Here is a 16664-nt window from a genome sequence, read left to right as displayed (position 1 = left end):
GACTAATCTCTGCGCGGCGGCATCAGGAATTCACGAGGAGATTGCCAGAAGCGTTGCAGCACTTTGCGCAGCAAGTGCCAACCGCCTTGCTCAACACTGACCTGCCGTGCTTTGAGCGCTACGGTAAGTGCGAACCCAAAACTGACGGCCAAGTTCACGAAACCAATCATCAGGACGCCGACTAGCGCAACAATCACGGTCTGCCATTCCACAGCAAAATCTAAGGCAACCAACGAGAATCCCCAATATCCGCCCGAAATCGTGACGTGACGAACGTCAAACGGCAGGCCAAACAGTACGCCTATCGATGCCATGCCGCCCAGCAAAAAGCCGAAATAGAAGTTACCCGCTAAGGCACCCAGATTGCACTCGACATAGGCTGCCATGCGTCCTAAACGCTCCTCACCCAGCAAGCGGCTCAACCATCGCAATTGTTTTAGCCGCTCTGGAATGCGGTTATAAACGCAAAGATTGTCGTAATAGCCGGCGATTTGCCCCGCTAAGAACAAGCAAACACCGGCGATAGCGGCATAAAACAAATTCAAGCCCAATGGGCTGATACTTTCCAGCAAGTGATCGGCTTTTTCCGGCGGGATGAAATGCTCGCCCGCCACCCAATAGAACGCCGCTCCTATCAGCATGGCCATTGGAACCACCATGCCGACATTGCCTAGGGTGGCGACGATCTGGCTGCGCACGGTGCGTGCGATCAGGGTCACTAGGTTGTCCAGATTTCGCGCCCGACCGCCAGATTCATCGATACTGGCGGCAATCGCCGCCGCCGTCATCGCTGGCTGCTTGGTTGCCACGGTAAAGCCAAATATGTGTATCAACATGAACCCGATGCCATAGTCGAGCGAGAATGCGATGGCCTCGTTCAACGGTGCCATGTGCTGTTTGGCTAGGGTCAGCTTAAGCATGGCCATGAATGCAATGATTAAACCACCGCCGATCGCTGAGCGCAGCATGGAGAAATACTCGCTACGAGTCTCGGTGATGTAGTGCTCGCCTGTCCGGCTAGCATTCTCGGTAACGCGCAACGCTAGAAGATCCAGCGTCTGCCGGAAATGGTCGCGCAGGTTGTTCTTGCGATTTTCTTCGCGCACCAACTCACACAACAACGTCACCGAACGCATGAACAGGGATGCACCCTCCTCGGCGCGCCAATCGGAAAGCACGCCGATCAGCGACTCCATGCGTGCGATGTTCTGCTCCAATCGACGCAGTTTGTAAGTTAGCGTGATGCTGGTGCCGCGTTGCAAAGCGATACGTCGGACCTTGGTCAGCGCATCGCGGCATTGCCCCAGCAAGACATGGATATGCTTGTCATCCTGCGGTACATAGTTCGAGTCTAACAACCAGCACTTGTAGTCTTCCAAATAGTTACGAATCTCGCCGTTCTGGGTGAGGAACGGTGATTCGAACTCCTCCAGACTCGGCTCATTGCGCAGCAACTCAGGATCAAGGCCAATGGAGGCGATGCGAAACGACAGCACTTGCACGGCTTCCAGCATCTCGTAACGGGTACGCCCCAAGGCTGCGCTCACCTGCAAGCTGGGGAGACTGAGCGCAGCGTAAAGTACCTGCCACTGTTCGAGTGTGATGCTCTCCAACCACTGAAAGTCGTCGGAGCGGGCAAAAACCACGCTCAGCATATCCTTGAGGTAGCGACGATCGATCACATCCGGCAAGAAGAAGCGGCTAATGCGGCGCGACAGTTCAGAGAAAAAGCCCGTGTTGGGCAGGATGCCCGACTCCGCGTACAAGCTGATCTGGCGACCGTGCTCCAGCACGCTCATCAATACCTGCCGCAAGCCCTGACGGTAGTCAGCGCGCTCCTCCAGCAACCAGCACAGATCCTGCAAACGCAGCGCCAACTCCTCGTGATTGGTGGGCGAAGCTGGGCGAATCGCTGCGATCAGCGCAGCCAGCGCCATTTCCGGCACGACCTCAGCCTGAAGAGACGATCGCAAAGCCTGTTCGAGAGTCATCCCCAATTTATCCACCTCATCCCAAGCGCTGCCGGACGTGCGTCAGCAAACCTTCGGCAGCATCCTCGACCATATCCAACACCCGCTCAAAACCATCTGCACCGCCGTAGTAAGGGTCTGGAACTTCCCGTTCAGCGTGGCTGCGAGCAAATTCCAGGAACAATCCAAGATGGCTGTCAGCCTGCTCAGGACGCAAAGCGCGCAGGATGGAAAGGTTGGCGTGATCCATCGCCAACACATAGTCGAACTGAAGAAAATCGTCCCGCCCCACCTGTCGCCCGCGCAATCCGCTCATATCGTAGCCGCGCTGCCGCGCTGCACGCTGCGTGCGAGCATCCGGTTGCTCGCCGATGTGGTAATCATGCGTACCTGCTGAGTCGATAGCGATGTGCTTGGCCAGCCCTGCCGCCTCGACACGTGCACGAAACACGGCTTCAGCTGTCGGCGACCGGCAGATATTGCCCATGCAAACGAACAGCACGGACGTTTTGATGTTTTTTCCCATAAACCGAGTTGAATGATGCAGAGTGAATATCCTACCTTATCCGGCACGTCAGGCCGGAGAATTATCCAGCGCACCGGGGTCCATACCATCGGGAACCGGCAACTCGTGCGGCAACTCAGGAGCGGCTCCGCCCAGCTTCTTGTAGTTGCGCAGTTGATAGACGTAGGCCAGCACTTGCGCCACGGCGTTGTAGAGTGCTTCGGGGATCGACTGCTCCAACTCACAGTGCTTGTACAAAGCACGTGCTAACGGTGGCGCTTCGAGGATAGGGATGTTGTGCTCGGTGGCGACCTCGCGGATGCGAGCGGCCATCAGATGTGTGCCTTTGGCAACGACAATGGGGGCGCGCATCCCCTTCTCACTGTATTTCAAAGCGACAGAGAAGTGGGTCGGGTTGGTCACCACCACATCGGCGGTCGGGATCGCGGCCATCATGCGGCGGCGCGCCATCTCGCGCTGCATACTGCGAATACGTCCCTTGACCTCAGGATTGCCTTCGCTTTCCTTGGCTTCCTGACGCACCTCTTCCTTAGTCATCTTTAGCTTCTTGTGGTGCTCATAGAGCTGAAATGGCACGTCGATCATGGCGATGATCGCCAGTGCGCCCATGATGGCCAAAAAGCAACTCCACATCATCGTTGCCAGATGCGGAATAGCCACTTTCGGCGCTTCGGTGGAAAGTAACAGGTAAACCTCGCGGTTCTTCCAGATCACCCAAGTTGCGATCCCGCCGATCAGCAGCGCTTTGGCAAGCGCTTTGCCGAGTTCAATCAGGCCGTGACTGGAGAACATCCGAGCGATGCCGGAGAAGGGATTCATGCGAGAGAAATTTGGTTGCAGCGCTTTGGTACTGAATACCCAGCCATCCAACAACATCGGGGCAAATAACGCCACCACTAGCAGTAACAACAACAACGGTGCAAACGCCAGCAGTGCCGACGTAGCAAGGTCGAACAGGTGTGGCAACAACAGCTCAGGCTTGAACGCCAGCTCAGGAGTCACACTCAAACCATCATGCAGTAACTTCACCATGCTGGTGTTAAGCGAAGATCCCATCAGCCACAGCCCTGCCCCGCCCGCCATCATGACCGCAAAGGTATTCAGCTCGCGCGAACGCGCAAGCTGCCCCTCTTCGCGCGCTTGCTCTAATCGTCGTTCTGAGGGTGATTCTGTTTTTTCTAGGTCGCTATCTTCTGCCACTGCCTACTCCTTCAGTGGTGAGGATTGTCGCTGAATCCTATCAACTTAAAGCAGAGAACAAGGAGGGAAAGTTCAGCTAATTGAGTGCAGGGTCAGTATCAGCTCAAAGACAAGTTGACCTGAACTTCAGAACCGCTCCCTACAAAAGCCATATCGTTGCCGAGACTGCGCACGAGCGCGATGCCGCGACCATGACGTCGCTCATCGCTTTCGTCATTTTCGTGCTTCAGTAAGTGATGGTCGAATCCATCCCCACTATCCCGAATCGTCACGCGCACAAACAAGCCAGACTCGCTACGCACTTTTTCCAGCCCAATGAATACCTCGCCCGTTTCAAGCTGCTTTAAGCTAGAGATACGCTGTTCGTAGTAACGCTCCATCCCTGTCGAGTCATGTTTCAACGTCGAGTCTAGCTTAAGCAGACCGTGATCCAACGCATTATTGAACAGCTCTGACATGACCAAGAATAACTTGCCCGCAATTGATACATTATCTGGCTCGATCTGATTGACGAGACTAAGCAGCAGTGGCACAACATCAAGCCGCTTCAACTGCGGCGCAGTCAAAGTCAGATCAAACTGCCACTCGATGCTCTCAACCCCTCCCTGCTTATCCTCGACTAATGGCACAGGAGTGTTAGCCACTAACTCGACGCGCGCCTCAGCAGGGCAATCGACAAAGATGAGGGCGATGTCGTCACGCGACTCCATCTCTTCCAGCTGCTCTTCCAGCATCTCGAGCATGGCCTCCAGTCGATCAGCCGGGGCAGCCTCTCGAGCAGAGTGCAGCAAGCGCTCCATACCACGCTCCAAACTCGTGTGATCCGCACAGTCCACCGCGCCATCTGAGGACAACAATACCTGACACGGCATTTCTCCATAGCAATAGCGCTCGACCGTACCGTCAAACTGATCTGATGAGAGAATGCCCAAAGGTAGTTGAGTCGAGTTAAATTTCCACTCAACATCACCCACGGAGTTCATCAGGACTGCTGGCGGACAGCCACCATTCCAGACTTCGACCAGCCGATTCTCGATATCCAGCGAAAGCAAAATTGCTGCGACAAAACGATTCTGCGGTAGGTATTCTTTGACCTTGCGATTGATCTCGCCGGCAATCGCCGCAATGCTAAAGCCCTTTTGCGACATGACTTGAAAGGGCTGCAACACGGGCATCACTGCCAGCGCAGAAGTCAATCCGTGACCGGTACTATCGGCCAACATCACGTGCAACTGTCCTGCGGGGGTCCGGGCCACTGCAATCAAGTCGCCGCTAAAGTCTTCCGCAGGCAACAGATGCAACTTAATCAAGGGATCGTGAATTTTGTCGAGAGCCGCCAGTCGCCGCATGAACTCTTGCGCCAACTGCCCTTCTTCTTCCGTCTTAGCTTTATGCTCAATGAGTTGGCGATTCTGCTCCGCCAACTGCTCGGCCATACGGATACGCTGATGCAGCATCTCCAGTTTGACTTCAAGGATGCTGTAATTGACCGGTTTTATGAGGTAGTCGTCAGCACCAACCTGAATGCCGCGTACGATATGCTGGCTATCGCCCATGGCACTGACAAAAACAATGGGGATCCAAGTATCGGCGACCCGCCTCAACGCCCGCACCGTCTCATAACCATCCATGACCGGCATCATCACATCCACAAGCACTACATCTGGCTGATGCTCGCGGAACAGGGTTATGGCCTGCTCTCCGCTTTCGGCGACCATGGGCAGATGTCCCATTTTCTTGAGCATGGTTTCCATCAGCACGCGATTTGTTCGCGTATCGTCCACCACCAACACTCGCAATGCCTGACTCACAGTGATCTCGACTTTATTTAGAGATGGGAAACAGCTTGGCGAAATTAGCAATGTCTAGGATCTGCGACACAGTATGGTTGGGCCTGCTCAATGTCACTTTTTTATTCACTGCTTGAGCTCGCTCACGCAGCATAAGCAACATACCCAGCGCCGAGCTATCCATATAGTCCACCCCAGAAAGGTCAATGACAAAAGACGTTACACTTCCATCACTAAGTAAAGGATCGTAAGCTTCCTTGAAACCTCGATGCGCACTAAAATCGAACCTGCCCATGATATCCACGGTGGCTATTCCACCTGATACAAGCACACTTGTTTGCATTTGCCGCTCTCCTCGTCAAACCCTTGTTACCCCACCGCCCACCTGCGCTAGCTTGGCCAGCACTTTTTGCGCCATTTCGTGTATAGGTACGATCTCATCCACGGCGCCCACCGCAATCGCTTCACGCGGCATTCCGAATACTACACAAGTCGCCTCATTTTGAGCGAAGTTGTAAGCCCCAGCCTGACGCATCTCCAACATCGCCAACGCCCCATCCTTCCCCATACCCGTCAACATCACCCCAAGTACATTCTTACCCGCGTGCTGAGCACCAGAACGAAACAAGACTTCGACTGACGGTCGGTGATGATTCACAGGGGCAGCCTGACTCAGCTCAGTGACGTAGTTCGCACCACTACGTTTAATGAGCAGATGGGAATGGCCGGGTGCAATATACGCATGGCCGGGCAACACTCGCTCCCCATCTTCTGCCTCCTTCACTGTGATGCGACACAATCCATTCAAACGATCAGCGAATGATTTGGTAAATGCCTCCGGCATATGCTGAGTAATCAGGATCGCTGGGGAATCCGCAGGCATCGGCATCAGGAATGCCTTGATCGCTTCGGTGCCCCCCGTAGAAGCCCCCACTAATATGACTTTTTCCGTGGTAGAGAATTTGCTACCCAAAGATGGCAGCACTTTGGCACTCGGGGCTGTCGTCCGGCTATGGCGAGAAGGATTAGTCACATAAGCAGTGCGTATCTTTTCAGCGATCTCATCGGCATATCCACGCAAGCCATCAGCGATTCCCAACTTAGGTTTAGCGACAAAATCCACGGCCCCCAACTCCAAAGCCTTCAGCGCCGCCTCGGAGCTGCGCTCGGTCAAGCTGGAAATCATCAGCACTGGCATGGGGCGTAAACGCATCACCTTGTCGAGGAAAGTCAGCCCGTCCATCTGCGGCATCTCAACATCCAGAGTCATCACATCCGGGTTTAGCGTTTTGATCAACTCACGCGCCTGCAAGGGGTTGCTAGCAACGCCGATAGTTTGCATATCGGGGAAGCTATTGATGACCTCCTTTAGAATGCTACGCACCAATGCCGAGTCATCAACGATCAACACTTTGATTTTAGGTTTCGCTATTGCCTCTAAAGTCATCAGAACAACTCCACATCACCCTGAACATTCGCAGCTTTCAGCTTGGAGCTGTAGGACTGTTCGCGCTCAATGATGGTGTCATTATGAACGTTGCGCAGTTTCTTCATTTTCACCTTGCCGGTGCGCGGAAAGAAATAGACTTTACGTGGATAGATATCCAGTAAATCCTCGGCTACGATGGGGATACCTTCAGTTTGCAGGTACTCAAGCACGAACTCCACATTGCGGGCACCGACATTCGCCGTGGTAAATCCACGCAACACGCTACCACCACCAAATATCTTGGCCTCCAGATTTGAGCGACGCGCACCGATCTTCAGCAACTGATTGATCAACACCTCCATCGCATAAGCACCATAGCGTGCCGATGCTCCTGCAACCGGATTGGAGTCGAGCTTGTTATCCGGGAGCATGAAGTGATTCATTCCTCCTATGCCACTCACTTTGTCGCGGATGCAGGCTGCCACGCAAGATCCCAGTGTCGTAACCAACAACATGTCGCGCGAGGTGATGTAATACTCGCCCGGCAGTATCTTGACTGCCTCGGTATTAAAATTACCGTCGAAATACAGATTCGGCGATAGAACTTCCTCTACAGCTCTGTCCATGAAATCCCCTTTCAGCTGCGTTGTCGCGCCTCATCTACCCCATGCTGGGCTTTGTACTTTGGAGCCAACTCGTACACCGTTTTACCTCGTAACCTGAAGTAGTCTTCGGCGTGATGGAAACTTTCGGAATGCCCAGCGAATAGCAAACCATCACTGCGTAACTGCGGCACGAATTTCTTCAAGATGTCCAATTGTGTAGATTTGTCGAAATAAATCATTACATTGCGACAGAAAATCGCATCCAGCGGCCCCCGCACCGGCCAATCCTTCGCCAACAGATTGACCTGTCGAAAGGTGATCAGATTGCGCAACTCCTGCCGCACCCGCACATAACCTTCCTGCTTGCCTGTACCTCGCTGAAAATATTTTTTGATCAGATCTGGATTCATCTTGCTGATGCGTTCTTCCAAATAGACGCCCGCTCTGGCTTTTTCTAGCACATGAGTATCTAGATCGGTTGCGATGATTGTCACCGGAGGTGTCAATGTACCAAAGGTCTCTGCCGCTGTGATCGCCATCGAATACGGCTCCTCACCCGTTGACGAGGCCGAACACCATAAGCTGATCGGCCCTTTGCCCTTACGCGCCCGCAAATGTTCGGCCAGTAAGGGAAAATGATGCGGCTCGCGGAAGAATGCCGTGAGATTCGTGGTCAGCGAATTGGTGAATGCCTCCCACTCCTCTTCATTACCACTCTCCAAGAGCTTTAGATATTCGCCAAACGTCGTAAGCCCCGTAGCCCGCAAACGACGAGACAAACGGCTATACACCAACTCTTGTTTACTTTCGTTGAGTGAGATACCCGCATGCGCATAAATCAACTTGCGAATACGATCAAAATCCCGCTCCGTGAACTCGAACTCGCGCCCACTCTTGAGTGATGCTCCGACATCAGCCATGTTACCCACCTATCCGATCAAAATTCTTCCCACTCTTCTTCGCTGGACTGGCTGATCGCAGGCCGTGCCCGTGCGGCACCACGCCGCTCAGCAGAAGGAGGTGCAGACAGAGCCTTGGGAGCACGACTACGTTGAGCAGATTCGCCCGCCAGTTTGAACGTGGACATCATGGCCGCCAGCTGCTGTGCCTGTTCTTCCATCGATTCGGCTGCTGCCGCTGCTTGCTCGACCAATGCCGCATTCTGCTGGGTCACGTCATCCATCTGACTGATGGCCTGATTGACTTGCTCGATACCGGCGCTCTGCTCAGCCGAAGCAGCACTGATCTCAGCCATGATGTCGGTCACGCGCTTCACTGCGGTAACCACTTCTTCCATAGTTTTTCCGGCCTGATCCACCAGCGCCGTGCCCGTCTGGACTTTGTCCACTGAGTCGCCGATCAGTCCCTTGATCTCTTTCGCTGCTGCGGCCGAGCGCTGAGCCAAATTGCGCACTTCGCTCGCCACCACCGCAAAACCACGGCCTTGCTCACCCGCACGAGCCGCTTCCACTGCCGCATTCAGTGCCAGAATGTTGGTCTGGAACGCGATGCCGTCGATCACCGAGATGATGTCCACGATCTTCTTCGAGCTTTCGCTGATCGAGCTCATGGTGTGGACCACTTTACCTACCACTTCACCACCGCGCACAGCCACATCGGAGGCTCCTGCTGCTAGTTGATTAGCTTGGCGCGCGTTGTCGGCATTCTGCTTCACGGTGGAGGTGATCTCCTCCATGCTGGAAGCGGTTTCTTCTAGACTGGAAGCTTGTTCTTCGGTACGTTGCGACAGGTCGGTGTTGCCTGAAGCGATCTCCTTCGAAGCCGTGTTGATCGTTTCTGCTGCCTCCTTGATGCGGCTGATCGTTTCCGTCAACTGAGCTACCGTGGCATTCGAATCATCTTTCAACCTACCGAATGTGCCTTGATAATTACCACTGATGGTCTCTGTCAGATCGCCTCGGGCGAGCGCACCTAGCACGCGCACAACCTCATCCAAGCTCCGCGAAGTGGTGTCCAGCAAACGGTTCATATCTTCCGCCAGCTTGAGGAAGAAGCCCTCTTTACCTGCCACTTCAATGTGGCGGGTAAAATCCCCTTGAGACGCCGACTCGATGATTGCAGCGATCTCGCGTTCGACAGCGACCTCGGTGGTGCGGTCCATCCACTGAGTGACTCGCCCCAGATACGTGCGCTGGCTGTCGTAGATCGGGCTGGGCTGCAATCGCATATCGCGCCCGCCCATCGGCACATCGAACGTCTTGGGGGCATCCAATGGCGCAGCATAAGCCGTGCGTAGATCCTCACTTTCGAAGAAGACCCCCACTCGCTTCCCCATGATTCCATGTTCATTGAAATCAGGGAACTTCTTCGTCATTTCTGGCTGCATCCTGCGAATCTGCCCCCGCATGGCTTCGTTGAAGTAAATCACTTCATTGCGGTCATCAGACACCGTCACTGGCGACGAGACCGAGTCCAGAGCCATCTTCATGCGCAATGCATCCGAAGTTGTCTGCTGCGACTGTTTGATCGAGTACCCCATTTGAATCTGCATAGCCTTGAATGCGTCGAGCAGCACACCCAGCTCGTCACCGCGCCCTTCGGCATCGATACGATGTGCTAGATCCCCGCCACCCACCGCGGCAGCCGCACGCGTAGCCTTGCGTACTGGCACCAGTATATTCCTGACCATCAAAAAGGCTAGGAATGCCCCCAACAGGAAAGCAGTTATGACCACGACCAGCATATTACGATTACCCTCACCTATGCGATGATCGATCGTATCGGTACGCTGCTTACCCTGAACTCCGATGCCTTGATCCAAGACATCAATACCCGCTGCAATCGACTTGTCTGCCCCCTTGATCGCGCTATCGATCTCACCAATACTCTTGTTGAGTGATTTCAAATGCACCATATCATCCATGGCTTTCAAATAGTTGATGCGCCCCTCATTGATCTGCGCCAGTGCCTGCGACTCAGCCTCAGTCAAACCAGAGGTAGCCTTGAACTCAGCCACTGTCTTTTCCAGTGCAGCCATATCCGCAACAAACTTCTCTTTGTAGTCGCCACCTCGAATCAAGTAATTCTTGAAATGGTGGATACCGTCACCCAGTTCTATTCGAGCGTGATCCATCAGCACTCGCTTCTTAGAAACAGTGGCGCGATATTCATGCCACTGCTCTCCGAATTCCTGCATGTTGCGATAGGCCATAACACCCGTTATCGCTAACAGCACCAACACGGCCGCAAAAGCCGCTGAAAGACGTTGAGCAACCGTCAGATGGTTGAGCCAGACACGCACGCCTGCTATCACACCAGTCTTTACTACTTTCCCCTCTCTGATCGACAATCCTCTGGCCTGACCATTGCGGAAATTACGGTATGCACTTTCAGCTTGTGACACTTGATCATGGGTCGGCTTGCTGCGTACCGACATATAGCCGGTAATTTGACCATTCTGCTGCAACGGCGTGACATTAGCCAATACCCAGTAGAAGTCGCCATTTTTACGCCTATTCTTTACGACGCCCGTCCAAGTTTTGCCCAGCTTAAGCTGATGCCACATATCCGCGAATGCCTCAATAGGCATATCGGGATGACGAATCAGATTGTGCGGCTGCCCGATCAGCTCTTTTTCAAGATAGCCGCTCGCCTCAACGAAGTTCCTCTCACAAAAGGTAATCACGCCCTTGGTGTCAGTCCCTGACACCAACATAGCGTCCTCTGCAAGCACATATTCGTTGTTCGTCACTGGCAAATTTGTACGCATCTTCACTCTCCTCAGAGCTTAATTCATCCGTCTATTATTAAAACTCTTCCCAGTCTTCTACCTGAGCGCCTTGATTACTACGCGGCTTCGTCACAATTTCTGTCGATGCACCTGTAGTGACCCTAGATTGTAATGATTTGATAGCTTTAACCGTCTGATTGGAAAGCTGGAAGAACTCACCGCCCAATCGACTCATCGCTTCTTCCTGTTGATGGTCATGCACGCACTGTACGATGCCACCGACACAGCGATGGAACTCGGCATGGGATGCTTTCAAATCACCATACTCTGACAAATTGGCATGGGATTTGGCCGGGCCGTACAGCCACTTACCCAAGTCACACTTGTCATCGCAAGAGACTTTAGCCACCTCCAACTGTTCCTTACTTTGTCCCCGTATATAGTCAATCAGACGCGACTTCCATTTGATATGAGCGTTCACCGCATCATTGAATGAGAACTTGTCAGCCGATGGGGATGATTTCGACACAACTGCCAAGCCCCTAGCTTGGGAGCCGCTATGTAATCGAAAACTTTCCATCATGGCCGCCAACTGCTGCGCTTGCTCTTCCATGGATTCGGCAGCGGCCGCTGCTTGCTCGACCAGTGCCGCATTCTGCTGCGTCACGTCATCCATCTGACTGATGGCCTGATTGACTTGCTCGATACCGGTGCTTTGCTCAACCGAAGCGGCACTGATCTCAGCCATGATGTCGGTCACACGCTTCACAGCGGTGACGACTTCTTCCATGGTCTTGCCCGCCTGATCCACCAACTCGGTACCTACTTTGACTTTGTCCACTGAGTCACCGATTAGCCCCTTGATCTCTTTCGCTGCTGCGGCCGAGCGCTGAGCCAAATTGCGCACTTCGCTCGCCACCACCGCAAAACCACGGCCTTGCTCACCCGCACGAGCCGCTTCCACTGCCGCATTCAGTGCCAGAATGTTGGTCTGAAACGCGATGCCGTCGATCACCGAGATGATGTCCACGATCTTCTTCGAGCTTTCGCTGATCGAACTCATGGTATGGACAACTTTACCTACCACCTCTCCGCCACGCACCGCAACTTCAGAAGCACCAGCCGCCAGCTGATTGGCTTGACGCGCATTATCAGCATTCTGCTTCACCGTCGAAGTCAGCTCTTCCATACTAGAAGCCGTTTCTTCCAAACTAGATGCCTGCTCTTCAGTACGTTGTGATAAATCAGTATTCCCTGTTGCGATCTCTTTGGATGCAGTGTTGATTGCCCCCGCCGCCTCTTTGATGCGACTGATCGTCTCGGTCAATTGAGCGACCGTCGCATTGGAGTCATCCTTCAACTGCGCAAAGATGCCTTGGTAGTTCCCACTCATGCTTTCCGTCAGATCGCCCTTGGCAAGCGCCGCCAATACGCGCACCACTTCGTTCAAGCCGACGAAGTTAGTCTCCATCAGGGAGTTCATGGACTGAGCCAACTGCAAGAAAAATCCAGACTTTCCATTGACCGAAAGACGACCCGTGAAATCGCCTGAAGCTGCCGCTTGTACGATTTCACCCACCTCTTCCTCGGCGCGAATCTGATCCGTCAGGTCGATCCACTGGCCCACTGTGCCCAGTCGCTCACCATCGGATGAAATCACCGGCGTGGTGATCACATCATACTGACGCCCCCCCAATTGTAATCGTGCATGGGTCGTAGAACTCAAGCGGCGCAAGCGTTCAATGGCCGACTGGGGATCTGCGTAAAATATACCTATACTCCCCCCCACGACCTTATCTGCAGCAAAAGCAGGATTTTCTTGTTGGAAGGCTTTTTCGTATTTGTACAAAGTGTCGCGCAAGGCGTTATTGATGTAGATAACCTTGCCATCGTTGTCTGCCACGCGAACACACATGCTCACATTATCCAGCGCACATTTGAGTCGCAGCATCTCACGAGCGGTCTGCTGATCAGACTCCTTGCGCTCCCACAGTTTATCCTGCATAGCTTTCAGTGCCGCCATCATGCTGCTTGAGTCACCCTGAGCAACCTCAACATTCACAGTAAGATCATCATCTGCAATGCGGCGCGCAACCTCAACGGCAGCCCCCGGCTCCCCACCAAGCTGCTTGAGTAAACTTCGAGCGATCCACAGCCCAAACACCAATGCAATAGCACCACTGGAAAGCATAAGCCCTAACAGCCACAACGTTCTGCTCTGAATCACAACTGCTGTATCCCGCTCATCCAGACTCGTCTTTTCGTTGGCTTTGACAACCAGCGCATCAATCGCTTGACGATGAGCAAGATACTTTTGCTCCATCACCGGTAACAAATTTGCTGCTGCCTGCTTATCACCCCGCAATAGGGCTGGAATAAGCTGTTGATCACGCAAGTCCAGAAACTCCCTACCCGGCTGATAGGAGCTGACCAGCATCAACTCCTTAATCGCGCCATCGGTCAGATTCTCCGCCCAAAAACGATGGCGGCTTTCGTACTCCTCTCGGAGCTGCTTGCTCTTTGCGATCAACGCAGGAATATCTCTGGGCTCGGCACGCGCCAACTCCAGCGCATTAAGCTTCGCTTCGATCAAATACTCGGGAGGAGGAAGAATGTCCGCGACCAAGTCTTTTTGCAAAACGATATTGCTATAAATTGAGCCACCCACCTTGACCAGATTAAGGGTACTCATCGCAACCCAGCCTGCAGCTAAGAAACTGACGGTAAAGACAGACAGCAACAGGATGAATCGGGTATTCACACGAATATTGTTCATTTTTTTCTCACCTTTCTGTCAAGCAACGACTTCGTCAGTCAACGCCATCTCGGAGCTAACCATCAGCCGTTCGATCTCTACGAGGATCAGCATCCGCTCACTTACGGTCCCCAATCCCATGATGTAGCCGGTATCAATCGTCGCTGATAGTTCAGGCGCGGGTTTAATCTGCTCCACCGAAAGTGTCAGCACATCTGATACACCATCCACCACCACGCCGACTACGCGAGTGCCGATGTTAAGTATGATGACCACGGTGAACTGGTCATATTCGACAGTACCCAAGCCGAATTTGATGCGTAAATCGACGATAGGCACGATGGTGCCGCGTAGGTTGATGACCCCTTTGATGAATGCGGGGGTGTTCGCAATCGGAGTCACCGCATCGTAGCCACGTATCTCCTGCACCTTGAGGATGTCGATGCCATACTCCTCTTTACCCAAGGTAAAGGTCAGAAACTCCCGCCCGATCGCGTGACTATTCAAGCTTACTTCCTGTTGCGTCGCCATAGCTCCTCCTATCCTGCCATTGTCTGATGCTGCGCGACCAAAGCGCCCAGCGCATTCACATCGAGAATCAGCGCCACTCGCCCATCGCCCATGATGGTGGCGCCGGAAATACCGTGTACCCTGCGGAAATTGGATTCCAGACTCTTGATAACCACTTGTTGTTGGCCGAGCAACTCATCTACGAACAGTGCCGTTTTGCGACCTTGGTTCTCAACGATGATGACGATACCTTGCTCCAAGGAGGTCGCTTTCGGCGAAATATTGAACACCTCATGCAGAGGCAACAGCGGCAAATATTCGCCGCGCACCTTGAGTAAGCGCCCATCACGACCAACCGTCTTAAGATCAGCTTCGCTGACTTGCAACGATTCAATGATCGAATTCAGCGGTGCGATATAGACTTCTCCGCCAATAGATACGGAAGACCATCCAAAATCGCCAGCGTCAGTGGTAGGCGGATGGTAGTTCGCGTTCCAAGTCCTTCGTGGGAATCCAACTCGATACGCCCGCCCAGTTCGGCGATATTGCGCTTCACCACATCCATACCTACACCGCGCCCAGATACATCTGTCACCACCTCGGCGGTAGAAAATCCAGCCTCGAAGATAAGCATCCACACATCCGCGTCCGGCATATCGTCACTCACTTGAAAACCGCGCTCTCTGGCTTTACTTAATATTCGGGCGCGATTCAGTCCACCGCCATCATCCGACACTTCGATAACGATGCTGCCACCTTGATGGAAAGCATTCAGTGTGACCGTACCTTTGGGATTCTTGCCTGCGGCAATGCGTTTTTCCGGGATCTCGATGCCATGATCCAGACTGTTGCGGATCAAGTGGGTCAGCGGATCGGCGATCTTTTCGATCAGACCTTTGTCTAGCTCAGTGCTTTCACCCAAGGTCTTGAGTTCGATCTGCTTGCTAAGTTTGCCAGCCAGATCGCGCACTACGCGCGGGAAGCGACTGAACACAAAGGAGATCGGCAACATGCGAATAGACATCACGGCTTCTTGCAGATCCCGTGTATTGCGTTCGAGCTGGCGCAAGCTCTGCTCCAAGCGCTCCAACACCACGCCCTCGGCGGCAGTTGCAGCCTGCGTCAACATCGCTTGGGTGATCACCAACTCACCCATCAGATTGATAAGTTGATCTACTTTTTCCACACTGACGCGTATCGACGTGTCACTTTGGGCCGCCACCACTTTATCGGTAGCTCGTTTCCCTGCTCGAGCACCTTCAACCGGATGAGGTGTGTCGATCGAGCGCCGACCTTCGCTGGAGGTTTGGGATTGAGCCACTGCCTGCGCTTGAGCTTTAGCGACCAAGGCGTCTTCGTGCTCTTCATAGACACCATAGCCCTGTTTATTCTCTCGAGCCGAGCGCTGCGCGGGTGTCTCGCGAAAGAAACCGTAGCCACGACTATTCTCAACTTCTGCCACCACGCCTGGGGCATCTTCGAAAATACCGAAACTCTCACCTTGCGCGACCACATTGACTTCTGGAGTGGGTAAATCATCGAAAAATCCGTAGCCCGGATCTGCTATAGCTACCTCAGGGAGGTCATCGAAAAAACCATAACCCAGATCGGCAGGTGCAGGCTCCGCATCAAAGAAGCCATAACCTTGATCTGCAGTTGGCGTAGTCGGTTCTACATCGAAAAATCCGTAGTCTTCGCCGCTACTGGGGGCTGGCTCGGCTGCTACAGCAGTTGGTGGAGCTTTCGCTCCGGCCGCCAGCGCGTTCAGCTCAGCGCACACGGCCTGAACTTCGTCGGCATCCACCTCATTTTCACCACGATGTGCGGCAAGCTGCATGGAGAGCACATCCCCAGCCCGCAAAAAAGCATTGACCATCTCGTCGGTCAACGTCATCTCCTGCTTACGCAGCCGATCCAACAATGTTTCCAGAACATGGGTGACTTCGGTCATATCGGTAAAACCGAAGGTTCCGCTACCTCCCTTGATTGAGTGTGCCGCGCGAAAGACCGCATTGAGGTCATCCATGGACGGATCGCTCACATCCAACTCAAGCAACAGCGACTCCATCGCCGCCAGATGCTCGGCAGTCTCTTCGAAGAAGACTTGGTAAAACTGGCTTAGATCAAGGCTCATGGCAGCTCTTCAATAAGAATTAAGTAAGGAAGCTTTCCTCTTCATCTTCATGAT

The 16664-nt window shown here is 53.5% G+C and carries 11 protein-coding genes and 1 pseudogene; all 12 read right to left on the bottom strand.

What is annotated here, in order from left to right; translation table 11 throughout:
• Positions 1-2: 2 nt before the first annotated feature.
• The 12 genes and pseudogenes from OYT1_RS03150 to OYT1_RS03095 all read right to left on the bottom strand — a co-directional run bounded on the left by OYT1_RS03150 (position 3) and on the right by OYT1_RS03095 (position 16610).
• On the bottom strand, positions 3-1991 hold the full coding sequence (locus OYT1_RS03150; protein WP_084611875.1) for a site-specific recombinase: 1989 nt from the start codon (positions 1989-1991) through the stop codon (positions 3-5).
• Positions 1992-2007: 16 nt separating this feature from the next.
• Positions 2008-2496: a low molecular weight protein-tyrosine-phosphatase gene (locus OYT1_RS03145; RefSeq protein ID WP_062625376.1), complete on the bottom strand. Its 489-nt coding sequence runs from the start codon at positions 2494-2496 to the stop codon at positions 2008-2010.
• A 48-nt stretch (positions 2497-2544) separates the two neighbouring features.
• Complete coding sequence (flhB, locus tag OYT1_RS03140) at positions 2545-3696, bottom strand: flagellar biosynthesis protein FlhB (RefSeq protein ID WP_062625377.1); 1152 nt, start codon at positions 3694-3696, stop codon at positions 2545-2547.
• Positions 3697-3794: 98 nt separating this feature from the next.
• A complete protein-coding gene (locus OYT1_RS03135; protein ID WP_062625378.1) occupies positions 3795-5507 on the bottom strand; it encodes a fused response regulator/phosphatase in 1713 nt (570 codons plus the stop codon).
• Positions 5508-5520: 13 nt separating this feature from the next.
• Positions 5521-5829: an STAS domain-containing protein gene (locus OYT1_RS03130; protein WP_062625379.1), complete on the bottom strand. Its 309-nt coding sequence runs from the start codon at positions 5827-5829 to the stop codon at positions 5521-5523.
• 15 nt (positions 5830-5844) lie between these two features.
• Positions 5845-6933: a protein-glutamate methylesterase/protein-glutamine glutaminase gene (locus tag OYT1_RS03125; RefSeq protein ID WP_062625380.1), complete on the bottom strand. Its 1089-nt coding sequence runs from the start codon at positions 6931-6933 to the stop codon at positions 5845-5847.
• The gene (gene cheD, locus OYT1_RS03120; protein ID WP_062625381.1) at positions 6933-7541 is read right to left on the bottom strand and encodes a chemoreceptor glutamine deamidase CheD; all 609 of its coding nucleotides are present in this window, start codon (positions 7539-7541) and stop codon (positions 6933-6935) included. The genes OYT1_RS03125 and cheD overlap by 1 nt, the downstream gene beginning before the upstream one ends.
• A gap of 11 nt (positions 7542-7552) precedes the next feature.
• Complete coding sequence (locus tag OYT1_RS03115) at positions 7553-8440, bottom strand: CheR family methyltransferase (RefSeq protein WP_062625382.1); 888 nt, start codon at positions 8438-8440, stop codon at positions 7553-7555.
• Between the two features lie 17 nt (positions 8441-8457).
• The gene (locus OYT1_RS13955) at positions 8458-11250 is read right to left on the bottom strand and encodes a methyl-accepting chemotaxis protein (protein ID WP_062625383.1); all 2793 of its coding nucleotides are present in this window, start codon (positions 11248-11250) and stop codon (positions 8458-8460) included.
• Between the two features lie 37 nt (positions 11251-11287).
• Positions 11288-13987: a methyl-accepting chemotaxis protein gene (locus tag OYT1_RS03105; RefSeq protein ID WP_232013219.1), complete on the bottom strand. Its 2700-nt coding sequence runs from the start codon at positions 13985-13987 to the stop codon at positions 11288-11290.
• Positions 13988-14005: 18 nt separating this feature from the next.
• Positions 14006-14497 carry a chemotaxis protein CheW gene (locus OYT1_RS03100; RefSeq protein ID WP_062625384.1) on the bottom strand — a complete coding sequence of 164 codons (492 nt, stop codon included), beginning with the start codon at positions 14495-14497 and terminating at the stop codon, positions 14006-14008.
• An 8-nt stretch (positions 14498-14505) separates the two neighbouring features.
• A pseudogene (locus OYT1_RS03095) lies at positions 14506-16610 on the bottom strand (chemotaxis protein CheW).
• Positions 16611-16664 lie beyond the last annotated feature (54 nt).

The organism is Ferriphaselus amnicola (assembly GCF_000974685.2).
Lineage (GTDB): Bacteria > Pseudomonadota > Gammaproteobacteria > Burkholderiales > Gallionellaceae > Ferriphaselus > Ferriphaselus amnicola.
Note: the sequence above shows the minus strand (reverse complement) of the source record. Positions and strands in the feature narration are given on the sequence as shown.

Bases quoted from the DNA above. Each gene is read 5' to 3' on its own strand.
- OYT1_RS03150 (WP_084611875.1), bottom strand. From the start codon at position 1,991: ATGACTCTCGAACAGGCTTTGCGATCGTCTCTTCAGGCTGAGGTCGTG.
- OYT1_RS03145 (WP_062625376.1), bottom strand. From the start codon at position 2,496: ATGGGAAAAAACATCAAAACGTCCGTGCTGTTCGTTTGCATGGGCAAT.
- OYT1_RS03130 (WP_062625379.1), bottom strand. From the start codon at position 5,829: ATGCAAACAAGTGTGCTTGTATCAGGTGGAATAGCCACCGTGGATATC.
- OYT1_RS03125 (WP_062625380.1), bottom strand. From the start codon at position 6,933: ATGACTTTAGAGGCAATAGCGAAACCTAAAATCAAAGTGTTGATCGTT.
- cheD (WP_062625381.1), bottom strand. From the start codon at position 7,541: ATGGACAGAGCTGTAGAGGAAGTTCTATCGCCGAATCTGTATTTCGAC.
- OYT1_RS03115 (WP_062625382.1), bottom strand. From the start codon at position 8,440: ATGGCTGATGTCGGAGCATCACTCAAGAGTGGGCGCGAGTTCGAGTTC.
- OYT1_RS13955 (WP_062625383.1), bottom strand. From the start codon at position 11,250: ATGCGTACAAATTTGCCAGTGACGAACAACGAATATGTGCTTGCAGAG.
- OYT1_RS03105 (WP_232013219.1), bottom strand. From the start codon at position 13,987: ATGAACAATATTCGTGTGAATACCCGATTCATCCTGTTGCTGTCTGTC.
- OYT1_RS03100 (WP_062625384.1), bottom strand. From the start codon at position 14,497: ATGGCGACGCAACAGGAAGTAAGCTTGAATAGTCACGCGATCGGGCGG.